The organism is Budvicia aquatica DSM 5075 = ATCC 35567, from assembly GCF_000427805.1.
Lineage (GTDB): Bacteria > Pseudomonadota > Gammaproteobacteria > Enterobacterales > Enterobacteriaceae > Budvicia > Budvicia aquatica.
The window spans coordinates 85882-101851 of the sequence record NZ_KE386585.1 but is presented as its reverse complement, the minus strand read 5'-3'; the positions used below and the strand labels follow the sequence as shown (position 1 = coordinate 101851).

The window sequence follows — 15970 nt, the reverse complement described above, 5'->3', positions numbered from 1 at the left end:
TTTGTTGGCGGAGTTGGTTGGCCTCAATGTCACTCGAGTTATTTCGGGTACCGGTCATCAATATAATTGCTTAACCAAAGGAATTAGCCATGCGAATTATTGACGTAGTTGAAATAACCAAGCCGATTGCTTCTCCTATCCGAAATGCCTATATCGATTTCAGTAAAATGACGACCAGCCTGGTCGCGGTAGTCACCGATGTGGTGGTTGATGGTCGGCGCGTGGTCGGCTACGGGTTTAATTCCAATGGTCGCTATGGTCAGGGCGGCCTGATCCGCGAACGTTTTCAACAGCGTATTCTGCAGGCGGATGCGGACAGTCTGTTAAACGATAAAGGTGATAATTTGGATCCCCATCGGGTGTGGAATGCGATGATGGTGAATGAAAAGCCCGGCGGCCATGGTGAACGATCCGTTGCCGTCGGGACATTGGATATGGCGATTTGGGATGCAACGGCCAAAATTGCCGGTAAGCCTTTATTCCGCATGCTGGCAGAGATGAAAGGCGTTGAAGCTAATCCTGAGGTCTTTGTTTATGCCGCCGGCGGCTATTACTATCCGGGAAAAGATCTGGCCGCACTGCGCCAAGAAATGCGCAGCTATCTTAACCGTGGCTACACGGTAGTTAAAATGAAGATCGGCGGTGCTTCTCTGGACGAAGATCGCCGCAGGATTGATGCGGTTCTCGATGAGATCGGCGATCAGGCCCAATTAGCGGTTGATGCTAACGGCAGGTTTAATTTAGAAACTGCCATTGCCTACGCCAAAATGCTGCGGGAATACCCGCTATTCTGGTATGAAGAGGTCGGTGACCCTCTGGATTATTCCCTACAGGCGGCGTTGTCTGAATTCTATCCGGGACCGATGGCAACCGGAGAAAATCTGTTTTCCCATCAGGATGCCCGCAATCTGCTGCGCCATGGCGGCATGCGTCCCGATCGTGACTATCTGCAATTTGACTGCGCGTTATCTTATGGGCTGGTTGAATATCTGCGTACTTTGGACGTACTGGCGCAATTTGGCTGGTCACCGAAGCGCTGTATTCCTCACGGCGGGCATCAGATGTCGTTAAATATCGCAGCAGGATTGGGGCTCGGCGGTAACGAAAGCTACCCCGATCTGTTCCAGCCTTATGGCGGCTTCCCTGATTCAGTCTCGGTTCAGAACGGCCATATTGTGATGCCTGAGCTACCGGGAATTGGTTTTGAAGGTAAATCAGACCTGATTAAGGTTATGAGGGAATTAGCCGAGTAATTTTATCCGGCGGCTTAATTTTAGATTTGCGTAGATTTGCGTAGATTTGGTTTGCTAGCAAACCGGCATGATTCGATAGTATTAACTTAATCTCCGGGTTTGATAATCACTATTTTCAAACCCGGAAACACACCGGAGTATTCAGCCGGGCTTAAGCCGATACCGTTTCAAACTGTGCCACAGCTTTTCTGCCGCTGCAGGTAGCGGCGTTGCGGGGCGAAACAGGCGAATCTCAATAGGAACGCTGAAGTCACGGGCTTCAGAACCGGCATTAACTAATGTGCCATTCATCAGATCTGATTCAGCCAGTGAACGAGGCAGCCATGCAACGCCGTCACCTGCTCGCACCATGGCTAATAGTGAAGTTGCTAAATCAGAGGTAAATACCTTTTTCATCTCCCTGACTGCATCAGCCACCTTCGGGCAATGATTGATAATCCGCCCTAATCCTGAATCATTGCTATAGCACAATAAAGGAACATCTTTGGTCTGACGGGCGAGCTGCCATTTTGGCGTTACCCCATCGCCGGTTGAAACGCACAGCGGGATTAACTCATCCTGGCCGACTTTCAGACTGGTAAACTGACCGGGAGTTAAATGGTCGAGGGTGTTTTGGTGGCAGTGACACAGCAAAAACTGTGCGTCGCCGTGTAAGAACATTCTTTCACAGGCTGATAAAGTATCTGAAACCAGCTTGAGGGTCTCGTATACATGCTCAACCTGGCTTTTTCTAATCCAGCCGGGAAAAAAGGTTGATGACAGGCAGTGGGTAGCGGCAAAAATGAGCATCGGTGATGAAACGCCGGCGGCTTCCAGCGTGGTCTGATGCATGGTGCCAATCATACGTAATAGCTTTATAGCCTGTTGATTAAAAACCTCGCCGGCTTTAGTCAGTTTTACCTCACGACGGTTTCGTTCAAATAACGGCGTTCCGGTCCACTGTTCTAATGCCTGTATGCGTCGGCTAAATGCCGGCTGAGTGACATTTCTGCGCTGGGCTGCGCGTGAAAAATTCAACGTTTCTGCCAGTGCGCGACAGTCTTCAAGCCAGATTAATTCAACGTGATGAGAATGCTGCACTCTCTTGCTCCATTTGATGCCCGAATAACAAAGGGGATAGCTTAACGACCGCATCCTTTCCTGATTGTAATGGATTAAGGCTAAAGGTTTCTTTTGTAAGATCACATTTGGCGTTGTGCAGAATTTTTGCTGTTACAAGATTCTCGTTAAGTCTCACCCAGCGTAAAATATCGGTATTCGGCCGCCAGAAAAAGTAAATATTCTGCTGTTGATTATGCGGAAGAAATCTACGATAGGGCCCAAATTGAGCCATTCTGTTATCAAACTAACATTAATGACGATGTATACATTATGGGCTATAACCGCCAACAGCGGCCGGATTGAATAATAATAGAGCAACACTTAATAAGTCTGGATGAATATTTAAGAAAACATATGAGACCGACAGCCAGTTTTTTATCTGTTTTTGGACTGTTTTTTAAGCAGAAATATTGTTAATAAGCATATTATAACAAATGAATTTATAATTTATTATAAATATATGTTACCAACCTTTTTTATCTCCTGTCGTTACTTAATTTTGCTCTATTGATATAAATTATACATTAATGCTGATATGTCCTTTTTATTCACAATAACTTCATTTATATAACGCATTAGTGATATTTTTATTTTATTTTTAGTTAAATAATTTATAAATTATATTTTAATTTCATCTTACTACTCCAAGGTTTATTTATTGTTGTAAATCAATTTGTTAATTTGTTTTGTAAATTTAATGTAGTAATTTATGATTGATAATGTAATGCAATTTGATCGTAATAATCGATCGGTATATTTGTTTTGATAGGTTTTGATTATTGAATTATTTAAATTTATCGTTATTAACAATTTATTTAAAAATAGATAGTGAATTACTATCGCCAACACATATAGAGGTATTTTGTTTATAGTTAATAATTCACGTTATGTGTTTTTAAAAATCTATAAGTAGACTTCTATCTATTTATTGGGCTTAAAGATAGGAGGTTATATCTGTGAATAGAATCTATAGAATTATTTGGAACAACGCTTTGAGTTCGTGGGTTGTTACTTCAGAGTTAGGTCGCGGAAAAGTAAAAAGCGCTACGAATAAAAAGCTGGCAGGAATCGGCGTGGGACTATCGCTGCTATCTGCTTCTGTGCTTGCCGCACCTGACTGTGATCCGCAACTATTAACCTGTAAGCTTGCTAGCGAATGGAAATACGCGACGGCTAACAGTGGCGTACAAACCGCAGTAATAGGTGATGGGAAAAATTATACGATTACGGGTCCGTCTATATTTGATAGTGCAACCAGCAATGGCATTATCACTGTCACGGTTAACGATGCTATTGATCAGGGCTATATCACAAATAATACCGATAAAATTAATGGTAAGCCGTTTATCACTTTTGGTAATAAAAACAATAGTATTGTGTTGACCGATCCGTTGACTGGCGTTACGAGTACTGTCAGTACCTATAACTCATCGACAATGACACAAATCCTAAGAAACAACACGGTGTCTATTTTGGATCCTGAGATTACTTCAGCCCCTTATTACTATCAGGCCGGATTTTTAAAAGTTACTGACGGTGAGGCGACGATTAATATAGGAGCCTCCAATATCAGTGGGATTTTTAAAGATACCCAATTAGTTTCTGCCGAAAGTGATACGAAGGATGCTAAAGCTATTTGGGCATCCGATAATACGATTAATCAGGTGATAAGTACGGTGGGAATCGCACCGGTTACACATAACAGTTCATATCATGACTATAAAACATCAATCACTGCGTTTGATGGTTCAACCATTGCAATTAACGATCTTGCAGGGCTAAAGAACTATAACACTTGGCTAATTCAACAAATTAAGCAAGGTGATCTGAAAGGCAGCCTATACGATGCTGAATTAGCCAAAGCCTATACGCTGGTAAACGTCTCCTATCTGATCAATACGGCACCAGAAAGTACTCCGATTACTGACCCGATCTTAACGGCTGATGTCGGTCAATTTGCCGCACTGTATGGTAACGGTAGCAAAGCTACCGTAGAGGTGACCGGTTCGCTGACCGGTACCGTGATTAATAACAATAACCGAATTTACTCACTGGTTCTGTTGGACAATGGTGCAACCGGTATCAACAAAGGACGCATCACTAGTTGGGGGTATGGCTATGGAATAATCGTTAATGGCGGTAGTACTTTTATTAATCAGGGGTTAATTGATAATAATAAGGAAACTGCCAGGCTAAACTATTTAGGCGTATTACACGGTGCGGGTAGTCACTTTATTAACGATGAGAGTGGCATAATAAACTTATCTCAATCCACCTATTCTTCTGATTCCGAGTTTACCTTTGCACTTTCGCTGAAGTCGGGTTCTATGTTTACCAATAAAGGAATAATGAACCTTACTGATACCAGCGTTGCTATACCTAATATAACCAAAGGTATTTATGCTAATTCTGGTTCGGTAAATAACGAAGGATTAATGACGCTGGGTTTATTGGCGGACGGTACAGCGATAAATACTGCAGTAGGTTCTTCGATTATGACGGTGACTGCCACTGATGGAAATAACCAAAATAGTGGCCAACTGGTATTAGGCGAAAATACTGCGGGTAACTACGCCGTGATCATCAATACAGGCAATAGGAATGCTGATTTTACTAACAGCGCCAGCGGTATTATTGACATTTTAGGTGAGAAATCTGACACCGCAGCTGCCAATGTTGGTATTGCTCTGAGCGACAGGACCTATGGCGTTACCAATGCCGGCACGATCAATGTTAAAGGTACCAATAATATCGGTATGCGAGTACTTAGCAGCGCCAAGGCTATTTCTTCCGGTATTATTAACGTTTTTGGTAAGCAAACTGCGAACAATCTTAATAATTTTGGCCTTTGGGTTGAAGGGGCCAATTCAACCGCGGAGGTTTCAGGTACGGTTAGCCTGACCGGCGATAATGCAATTGCTATTCATGCCAAAGATAAAGGCGTAATTAACCTATCCGGTGCAGGAAAAGTCATCTTTAACCATGGTGAAAACCAGATTGGTTACTACATTTACGGTGCTGATTCCAAAATTATTAATAACAGTACCGGTGCACAAGACGTTACTACCAATAACTCCACTCTGATGCGCCTTGACGGCGGAGCAGCCTTTACCGGCTCGTCTGATATCTCTTCGACCATGTCAGCTTCCGGTGATAACGCCAATGTGATTGTGGCTACCGGTACGGGTTCTTCTGTTGATTCCGGCGGGATGACGGTTAATGTAAAAGGCAATAAGGCCATCGGCTTTCTGATTGAGGGCGGAGCCACGGGCACAATTGGCAGTACGGGCACCATTAATCTCTCTGGTAAAGGTGCAATTGCCGGTATCGCCGACGGCCAAGGGCACGATCTGGGCGGTGTTGAAAAAGTCATGACAGATGTGGAGAAAAAAACCACCTCGTTGACTGCCGGTGCCAATTTGAACTCGGCGCTGGATGGTGTGGTTGGTTATATTGCCCGTAATTTGGCGACGTTAACCAACTCCGGTAATATTTATTTTAGCGGCGATAACACCACCGGCATTCAAGTGGAGGAAGGTGCGGTCGGTGCTAACAGCGGGAATATGACTTTAGGTGGCATGGGGGCTGTCGGTCTTAAAGCATCAGCGGATACCTTGGCGACTATATTAAGTTCTACCGGAAATCTGACGTTAAACAGCAGTTGGGATGGCCTGAATGATGGAACTCGTACCACCGGAGTACTGGCTGACGGTAGCCAAGTTTCTGTCACTATAGGTAACGGTATTAATGCGGCTGAGGTTAATTTGAACGGCACCGGCACGGTTGGTGTTCATGCCTCCGCGGGTAGTACCGTCACGCTAAATGACAATGTTGCCGTTAATTTTGACATCAATAATTCTGACCAAATTGCCTTTTGGGTTGATGGCAATGGTTCTAAAATTATCACCAAAGCAGGTACCACTAACACCCAGGTCAATGGCGACGGGGTCACGCTATTTTATGTTACTGATACAGCAACCCTGAACGGTGTGCTGAATCTGAATCTATCGGGTAAAGCCGGCAGCGATAAAATTACCTCAGGTATTCGGGTGAGCGGTGTGGATTCACTTGCTACATTAGCAGGCGGTAGTCAGTTGACTATAGGTACCAATGCTACCGGCGTATTGGCTGAAAATGCGGGTAAAGCGGTGATTGATGCCGGTTCCCAGTTTAATATCAGCGGTGATAGGGCGATTGTCGGTAAAGCCAGCGGGGTGAACAGTCAGGTAGAAAATAATGCCTTGGTGACCTCGGTAGCCGGAAGCAGCGGCTCAACGGCGTTTTTAGCCGAGAACGGCGGTGAGATCGACAATAAGGGTACCATCGATTTATCAATAGGTAGCCGCCATACGGCGATAGATCTTAACAATGGCCATCTGGTTAATCGCAGTAATATTCAGGCTAACGGCACAGCGATTCACATTAAAGGCAGTGACAGTACAATTACTAACTCCGGCACCGGTGAAATTACAGCAGCCGGAGGTAAAGCCGCTATTCATGTGGATACTGGCGCCGGGTTAAACTTAAGTGCGATCTCAGGTTCTACCGGTACGATTAAGGCCAAAGGCACGGCGGACGGTATTCTGTTGGATGAGGGAGCCCTTAGCCTGAACGTGGCCAATACTGTGATTGATATGAGTGATGCCTCATCCAGCGGTATCGGTATTCATAACGTAGCAGGTATTGAAGGTATTCGGCTTGATAACACCTATATTAAGCTGGGCGGAACCGGCATTGGTATTCAGACCGGAGCGTCATTGGCGCAGGCTAACTCAGGCCAGATTGATGTAACCGATGGTACCGGTATTTTATATCTTAATGAAGACAGGACGAATGTCGCGGCGAATCTGGACTTTTCCGATTCGGCTAATCTGGAAATTAACGTTATCGGCAGCGGTATTGGGGTAAAAGCCTCACTGGATGGCAATAATCGGAGTGTCAATACCGGAGTTAGCGTTAACGTTAAAAGTGCTACCGGCGGTTCAGCCATTGATGTTAGCGGGGCTAAAACTGTGGTGAACTCTGGAGTATTAGTCTCTCAGTCCACGGCGGCTAACGGTAATGTGCTGAATGTCCATGACGCTGAGATAATTAATAATAGCGGAACTATTACTGCATCCTCTATGGATATTGCCGCTATTGCTATGTCTAACGTGGGTGATAAGGCCTTTACCAATACCGGTGATATCCACGGCCTGCTGGATTTTACCTCGGGGGATAATCTGATTAACCTGATCGGCGGCACGCTAACCGGTCGTATTAAGGCTAACGGCGGCGCTAATACTCTGATCGCTTCAGAGGGGGCAAAGCATCTCGGCGAGATTATGCTGGCCGGGACTAAAGCTCAGAACGTGACGGTGAGTGACGCGTCAGAAATAGGTCATCTGGTGATGGTAGGAGGAGGGAACCATCGGATAACGGTGAGTGAATCCTCTTCTGTAGGCAACGTGACGTTAGGTGATGGCGTTAATCAGCTTACTGTCGATAGCTCAACGATGGGTAATATCACCACCGGTAACGGAGAGAATGGACTAACTTTCAGCGGCACTTCAGAAGCTGGCGCGATTACGTTGGGGACTGGCAATAATAACCTGACGCTATCAGGCAGCGCACAAATCGCCAGACTGATTGCCGGTGCCGGCGGTAATAATGCGGTACTGGTCAAAGATATGGCCACCTTTGGTACCCTGGATGCGGGTAGCGGAGGGACTAATAATAGTCTGACTTTTGACGGTACGAATTATACCTTGGCAGATTCTGCCAATATCCAACGTTTCGATTTGTTGAATCTGATCAATGGTGCAGATTTTACTACCGCACAAGCGATTCAGATGGGGGATACGGCTACATCATTTGGTCGGATTGCTATTGACGGTACATCATCACTGATACTCAATTCTTCCGGTGATTACACCCTTAACCATGCTCTGAGCGGCCACGGGCTGATCGCTGTTCATTCCGGTAGTGAGTTTAATTTTGGCGGCTCCGCCGGCGACCAATTTACCGGTATTGTGCAAATGAACAGCGCCCGGTTTGCTCTGTCAAATAGTAATACCAATGCTCTGGCCAATGCTACCCTAAAGGTGATGAGTGATAACACCACCATCGTCGGTGAAGGAAATCAGGTGATTGGCGGGCTGATATTTAACGGCGGATCGGTCGATTTCGGTATCAGTATTCCCGGTGCAACGACAGCTGATAATCGCATTCAGGTTAACACCCTGGATGCCTCAGGCACCGGCAATATTAAGGTTACACACACGTTTATCGATAGTGCGGTTGCACCGAGCGTCAGCCAAGTTCGCGGACTGTTAGATCAGCAGACCAACACCATAATCCAGCTTGTTAGTGCTACAACGGTAACCGGTGCAGCCGGTAATTTAGTGCTAACGGATGAACTCGGGAATGTAATTAGCAATGCTAACGGTACTGCGGTATATCAAAGCGGTACTCATGCGGCTAACGGCCACTACGATTATCGTCTAACCACCGTGGACAATAACCGAACGGCTGGTGGCTTGTATGTGGGTTATGGCCTGACTGAGCTAGAGCTATTGGCAAATGGCGGGCATAAACTGGTGATTAACACCGCTCACAGCGCTGAGAAAGTGCTGTCTGCCAAATTGACCGGAAGCGGTGACTTTGGTATTGACGCAGGTGACGGTGCAGATGCATTCATTCTAAGCAATCTGAATAACACCTATACCGGCATAACCGATGTGAAAAACGGCACTGTTATACTGGGCGCCGATAATGGATTTGGCGCGACCTCGAAGCTTAGTTTAGCGGGCACCACTACCGCGAATATTAACGGTAAAACTCAGACTATCGGGGCTCTGGACGGTAAATCAGGTTCCACCTTAGACCTCAAGGGGGGCGATTTAACTCTGACCGCCAACAGTACTTCATCCGGTAGCTTGACCGGTAGCGGTAATCTGAGAGTTAGCGCTAACGCGACGCTAACCGTCACCAATGCTAACATCGGCCTAAGTGCAACGACTACGGTGAATGCCGGGGCACAGGCTTTGTTGGAAGATCTACAGGCGTTAGGCGCGGGCAATGTTATTACCAATGGTGAAGTGACGCTGATTGATACCAGCGGTACATTTGCTAATGCGCTCTCCGGCAGCGGCAAGCTTAATAGCTATGCCGGCAGTGATGTGACCTTAAGTGGTGATAACCGCAACTTTAGCGGCATAGTAGGTATTGATAACGATTCCCGGCTAACTATCGGTGAGGCGAAGCATATTGGCGGAGCTATCGGCATTATTAACGGGGGTAATTTTATCTCCAATAACAGTACTGAGATGTCTCTGGCTGCGGATATCAGCGGTAACGGTAATCTGATTAAACAAAATAGCGGTACCTTAATTTTACGCGGTACCAATACATATAGCGGTCAAACGGATATTCAGAGCGGCATCGTTTCAATTTCTGCCGATGAAAATCTGGGGGGGGGCAGGATGTCGAATCAGACCTTGCTGAACGGCGGTGATTTACAGATTACTGCCGATCTGGCCTCTCTGCGGGATATCTCGCTGGTGAAAAATGGCAGTGTGATTGTTGATGGTGGTGTCACTGCTAGTATGAGCGGCTGGGATGATCAGAGCAATGGTTCCAGTACCATGACCAAAACCGGTGACGGCACCTTAATTTGGACCGGTAATAACAGTACCAATGCGGCCAAGGTTAATGTAGCCAGTGGTACATTGCAGGTAGCTGAACTGAATAATCTGGCCAGTGCCATCGGTGAGATTAATCTCGATTCAGGCGGCACATTATCGATTATGAAAGCCAATGGTGATACCACCAATGTTGACTTTACCCGCCAGCTAAGCGGTAGCGGTCAAATGCTAGTAAACTTGGGCGGTAAAGCCCAGGAGTTAAGCATGAAGGCCTCTTCAATTGGTGGCAACTTTACCGGTCAGGTAACTATGAATAACGGTCGCTTTGTGCTGAATAACGATGCAGATAACGCGCTGGCACAGGCCACTTTACAACTGAATACCAACGGCAGTACTCAGCTTATGGGAAACCACACTATCGGTGGGCTGACCCTAAACGGCGGTCAGTTGGAAGTGGAGTTCAGCCGCCTGAATCACCTTCCTGAAGGATTACTGACGGCAAATACCTTAGATGTGGTTGGTGGCGGTAACTTAGCTATCACCACTCCGGGGAATTTACCGAATCCGATCCCGGTCACCGGCGTTTCTCTGTTTGACCAGGATGATAGAGTATTCGATGTGGTCGTGCGAGCGACTAATAGCGTCAACGGAGTAGGAACACAAATAGCCGTAACCAAGCTCGACGGTACGTCGGTCGCTCCGGATTCGATTGTAGGTCTGATACAAGACGGAACTACCGCAGGGAACGCTTACTACAGCTACTTTGGTTCGGTTAAAGGTGACGGTTTGTATCTGGGCTTTGGCCTGACACAGATTGATGCCTTTGCCGGGCAATCTGTGATTCTGGACAACTCTAGCGCAATTGATAACGCATTGGGGGCTAAATTGACCGGTAATGGTGGCTTTACCATTAAGGCCAACGGCACGGTACGAATTGGTAACGCCAGCAGTGATTACCTTGGTGCTACAGACCTGAACAGCGGTAATATTGAGCTGATTACTCACAATAGTTTAGGCCAGACGTCAGCGCTGAATATGCAAAGCGGTACCGGATTAGATCTGAACGGTAATCGTCAGGTTCTGGGCTCTCTGGCGGCGATGGCCGGCAGCGTGATTAACCTAAACAATGGTGAGTTGACTATCACCAACGGTGGACTGAATGACGGTACATTTATCGGGCAGGGAAAGCTTATCCTGACCGGCAATACCTTAAGCCTGAATCAGAACAGCAGCCATTTTATTGGTACCACCGAGATTGAGTTCGGGACCACGGCCCGACTGACTAAACCACAGGGTTTAGGTCGGGGTATCATCAATAACGCAGGAATTCTGAACTTAGATACAGCCAAAGGTACACTGTTTAACAACCTGAACGGCAGCGGTGCAACCGTACTGAATAATGGGGCAGACATCTATCTGGGCGGCCATAACACCGGTTATGGCGGCACTTTTACCACCCATACCGGTACCACTTTAACCGCCACGGAACAGAGCCAGTTAGGCATCGCCACCATTGATAACCGCGGTACCTTTGCTATTGATACCTCTAATCTGTGGACGCTGGATAATATCGTCAGCGGCAACGGTACTTTGGTCAAGAAAGGCAATGGTACCTTGCAGTTAGAGGCGGATAATATTTCTGCCGGGTTAACCAACATTGAGAACGGTCTGTTGCTGGTTGGCGGGGCTGCGAACTCCACGCAGGCAGTGCTTAAGAGCGATGTCACCATTGGCAAAAATGGCGCACTGGGTGGCTATGGCAGCGTTATCGGAGATGTGACCAGCGGCGGTAATTTGATTATGGGTCATGCTTTAACCGGCGGAACTCACGGTCAGTTTATTATTGACGGTAACTATACCGGTACCGATAGCAGCACTATTACCTTTAATTCAACGCTGGACGGTGACTCATCCTCCACCGATATATTGCGTATTACCGGCAATACTGAAGGTAATAGCAAGGTTGTTGTTTTGAGTGCCCGGGGGGAAGGGGCTCAAACTCAGAACGGGATTAAGCTGATTGATGTACAGGGCCGCTCTAATGCTCAGTTCACATTAAGCGGTCGGGCCATCGCTGGGGCCTATGAATACTTTTTGTATCAGGGGGGGATTGCTACGCCAGCCGACGGTGACTGGTATTTACGTTCATCCTTAAGTTCACTGAGTCCGGACCCGTCAGTCTATCGTCCGGAAGCCGGTGGTTATATGGCTAATATGGCGGCGGCAGGAAATCTGTTTAGCCTGCGGTTAGCCGATCGTGAAGGCCGGGCGGAGAACTCCAGCCTATGGTTGCGTCAGGAAGGTTCACGTAATAAACATCGCGACGGCAGCGGTCAGTTACGTACCGCTACCAATAGCTATGTGGTGCAGGGCGGCGGTGAAGTGTTCACTACTCAGCTTAGTGATACTGACCGCTTTGGATTAGGCGTGATGATGGCTTACGGTCAGGCTGACAGTAAAGTTCACAGTCAAAAGACCGGCTATAAAGCTAATAGCATCATTGATGGCTACAGCTCCGGTGTTTACGGTACTTGGTATCAGGATGCCAAGACCCTGAACGGCGCTTATGTAGATAGCTGGGTACAGTACAGCTGGTTAGATGCCGAAGTAAACGGTCAGGATGTCGCCAAAGAGTCTTACGATATGGACGGCTTCAGTGCCTCTATAGAAGCCGGTTACCGTTTACCGGTGTATCAGGGGGTAAACGGGGACGTGTTTATTACTCCCCAAGGCCAGATAGCTTGGAACGGCATCACCGCTGATGATCATATAGAAACAGGCGGCACCAAAGCCTCTTCCTCCGGACATGATAACGTTCAAACTCGTTTGGGCGTCAAAGTTTCCCGTGACGGCGTCAGTGATAAAGACAAAGGCATTGATAAGCTGTTTACTCTGTATGCCGAAGCCAACTGGCTGCACAACAGCCAACAGGCCGGAGCAATACTTGACGGCACTGAAGTTAAGCAGTCCGGCAGCCGTAATGTAGCGGAACTGAAGCTGGGCTCGGAAGGTCAACTCAACCAGAATATCAATCTATGGAGTAACGTCGCTCAGCGGATGGGAGATAATGGTTACCGCGATACCGCGGTAACTTTTGGTGTGAAATATCGGTTCTGATCGGTTGAAGTAAAAACAGAAGGGCGTGCAGTGAAAACTGAGCGTCCTTTTTTTATAAAGACTCCTGATAAAGCCAAATAACCTGACTAAAGATATTAATACCGGCTCGTTACTGGTGTAACGTTTAAAAACGTCGAGAAAAACAGCGGGTGAATGTCTCAGGGCGAAAAGCGGAAGTTCGCAGTTTTACCCACAATTGATCACCACATGACTTGAACTGCTTTCTTAACATTACCTGAGACTGAGTAGGACAGCGTTAATCTGGCATAACAGGGATATTTATAAATCTTGTACCCTGAGAAAATCGATCAATTCTCTCATTGCTGGGCTCAGTGAATCCGGTGTTTTATAGCAAATGCAGATTCGCCGCTGCGCCCATTGATCGGTTAGCGGCAATATATGGTAATGAAATTTTTTACTGAAGCGTTCAGCTATTGATACAGGAAGAACCCCTACGCCAATACTGCTACTGACCATCTCACCAATCCCTTCAAAACTGCTCATTCTGACGCGATAAGTCAGTGGATGGCCAAGGCCTTCGGCATGCTCACTGATGTGGTCCTGCAGCGCATTACCGGGGTATAAGCCAATGAAAGGCTCTGTGATCACATCGGAGAAAGAGATTTTATCTCTGCGTACAAACGGGTGAGAGGGTGGGACGATAAGAGCAAGTCTGTCATCCGCCATTGGTTCAAGCATGAGTTCCCGGGCGTCTACCGCATCTGAAACGAGTCCTGCTTCAGCTATACCATTACTTATACTGTTAATGATATCCGCACTTGTTCTCTCTTCCAGCTCAATGGTCACATCCGGGTGCTCTGAAAGCCACTTTGCAAGCCTGCCGGGCAGATACTCAGCCATCGCTGAGGTATTGGCATATAACCTTATTTTTCCTCTGACTCCTTTTGCATAAGCGCTGAGCTCAGCTTTAAGCCGCTCCTGCTGGGACAGTATTTCCCGGGCATGACGTACGAGGACCTCACCGGCTTCTGTAAGGCTGACGCCCCTAGGATGCCGTGAAAACAGCTTCACCCCGGTATCGTCCTCTACGTTTTTAAGTCTCTCACTGGCCGAACCAACGGCCAGGCTGGCACATCGCGCACCATGGGTAATGCTTCCGGCATCAGCGATACAGACGACAAGTTTCAAATCAGAAAGATCCAGTCTCATAGGGATATTTACCTCATGCTTCGGATTATCCGAAGCATGTCCCACTTAAACCAGATTGTCTACTAACAGGTGAGATGATTGAATCACTGAAAATTCTATGTCGGGGCAAACTTTGTGAGCGAACAGCTGTATATCTACCTTTCATTGATATTTATCCTTGCCGGTTTTGTAAAAGGCGTGACCGGAATGGGATTACCAACCGTAGCAATGGGGCTGCTTGGCATGTTTATGCCACTTCCGATCGCGGCGGCATTGCTGGTCATTCCTTCTTTCGTGACGAATATGCTGCAGCTTTTTACCGGCCCCTCAGTGAGGCTGATTATCAGCCGTCTGTGGCTGATGATGCTGCTTATTGTAGTTGGTACAGTGTCAGCATCTTCGCTTCTTATCACCATTAATCCGGCCTGGTCAGCATTCGCTCTGGGCGTGGCTTTAATCGTTTATGCTGCTTTTGCGCTGGTTTCACCGTCGTTTACGGTTTCTCAAGCCAGGGAGAAATGGCTTTCCCCGGTTATTGGCGGCGTGACCGGTGTAATCACCGGTGCGACAGGCGTATTCGTTATGCCGGCCGTTCCCTTTCTTCAGTCGCTTCGCTTCAATAAAGATGAACTCGTTCAGGCCCTGGGGCTGTCATTCACAGTTTCTACCGTGGCGCTGGCCGTGGGGCTTTATCTACATGATGCTTTCAGGGTAGAGCAGTTTTCACTGTCCTTTTTATCTATATTGCCTGCTTTGGCTGGGATGTGGCTGGGGCAGAAGGTGCGGGCGCGCATTGGTGCCAAACGTTTCAGACAGTGTTTTCTCCTGTTTCTGATTGTGCTCGGAATGGAGTTGATTTTACGCCCCTTTGTTTGATTTATCAGACCTGTAGGACAAGATGCAGCAATAGGCGATCTGTTCTGAAGGGGTAACAACCGGGAGGATGCAATGAACAGTAACCCATGGTCGGAACTCAGCTTTCTTCGGGTGCACTTGAACCGTACGTTAAGGCCTCCGGGCGGTGACATTATCCCAGCCTTAACAAGACTTGTGCGGAATTTAAATATTTTCTGATGTTATTTTGTCAGCTTTTGGCACAGCGCTGCCATGCTAAATTAGGTTAAGCTCGGTGCTGTAACAATGTCAAATCAGTCTGAGCTAATAAAGATAAATTACCCATAAATCAGGCGTTGATTAGTGAATAGCAGTGAACGACATTACTTGATTAAGCACTACCCATTTTAGCGATATAAAAAATGATTAAGAGAAAATATATTTCAGGTTTTATGTCAACTGTGCGGCGTTAGAACTGGCTACACGCAATGATTCTTTCTTAAAACTTATGTCCTCATATACTTATTTTTAATTTTAAAATATCAAACAACTTTTCAGATGCTATTTTTAATGATCTTGGTCAATATGTTAATAAGTTATTAATTTAATTAGCACACCCTTTTGATCTTTATTTGTTCATTATTTGATCGCTTTGTTTCATTGTGGAACTAACGCTATTGATAATATTTACAATTGTTATTAGTTTGTCTTTTTAATTAATTGTTTATTTTATCTTATTGATTTTAATGTTTTTATTTATTAATTTAAATTTAGTTAGTTTGCTAATGGCTATTTTTGTTATGTTTTATTTTTTTTAAAAACGCTTTTGATCTATATTATTGTTGATCTTTTCACTCTTTGATGTATTTTGCATCATTCTGTTCGTATCGT

General features: G+C 46.3%; 5 protein-coding genes. 3 read left to right on the top strand and 2 right to left on the bottom strand.

What is annotated here, in order from left to right:
* The first annotated feature begins 89 nt into the window (after positions 1-89).
* Positions 90-1253 carry a mandelate racemase/muconate lactonizing enzyme family protein gene (locus YWE_RS0122465; RefSeq protein ID WP_029096476.1) on the top strand — a complete coding sequence of 388 codons (1164 nt, stop codon included), beginning with the start codon at positions 90-92 and terminating at the stop codon, positions 1251-1253.
* Positions 1254-1394: 141 nt separating this feature from the next.
* Here the strand turns inward: YWE_RS0122465 and YWE_RS28420 are convergent, their stop codons facing one another.
* Complete coding sequence (locus YWE_RS28420) at positions 1395-2333, bottom strand: LysR family transcriptional regulator (RefSeq protein WP_051323528.1); 939 nt, start codon at positions 2331-2333, stop codon at positions 1395-1397.
* Positions 2334-3310: 977 nt separating this feature from the next.
* Here YWE_RS28420 and YWE_RS0122455 point away from each other — a divergent pair.
* Complete coding sequence (locus tag YWE_RS0122455) at positions 3311-13096, top strand: autotransporter outer membrane beta-barrel domain-containing protein (protein ID WP_029096475.1); 9786 nt, start codon at positions 3311-3313, stop codon at positions 13094-13096.
* Between the two features lie 279 nt (positions 13097-13375).
* On the opposite strand, the gene YWE_RS0122450 is transcribed toward YWE_RS0122455, so the two are convergent.
* Positions 13376-14266, bottom strand: a complete 891-nt coding sequence (locus tag YWE_RS0122450) for a LysR family transcriptional regulator (protein ID WP_029096474.1) — start codon at positions 14264-14266, stop codon at positions 13376-13378.
* Between the two features lie 186 nt (positions 14267-14452).
* Here YWE_RS0122450 and YWE_RS0122445 point away from each other — a divergent pair, with 186 nt between their 5' ends.
* Complete coding sequence (locus tag YWE_RS0122445) at positions 14453-15121, top strand: sulfite exporter TauE/SafE family protein (protein ID WP_248595877.1); 669 nt, start codon at positions 14453-14455, stop codon at positions 15119-15121.
* Positions 15122-15970 lie beyond the last annotated feature (849 nt).

Excerpts from the sequence above, each read along its gene's own strand:
- YWE_RS0122465 (WP_029096476.1), top strand. The coding sequence starts at position 90 with ATGCGAATTATTGACGTAGTTGAAATAACCAAGCCGATTGCTTCTCCT.
- YWE_RS0122450 (WP_029096474.1), bottom strand. The coding sequence starts at position 14,266 with ATGAGACTGGATCTTTCTGATTTGAAACTTGTCGTCTGTATCGCTGAT.
- YWE_RS0122445 (WP_248595877.1), top strand. The coding sequence starts at position 14,453 with ATGGGATTACCAACCGTAGCAATGGGGCTGCTTGGCATGTTTATGCCA.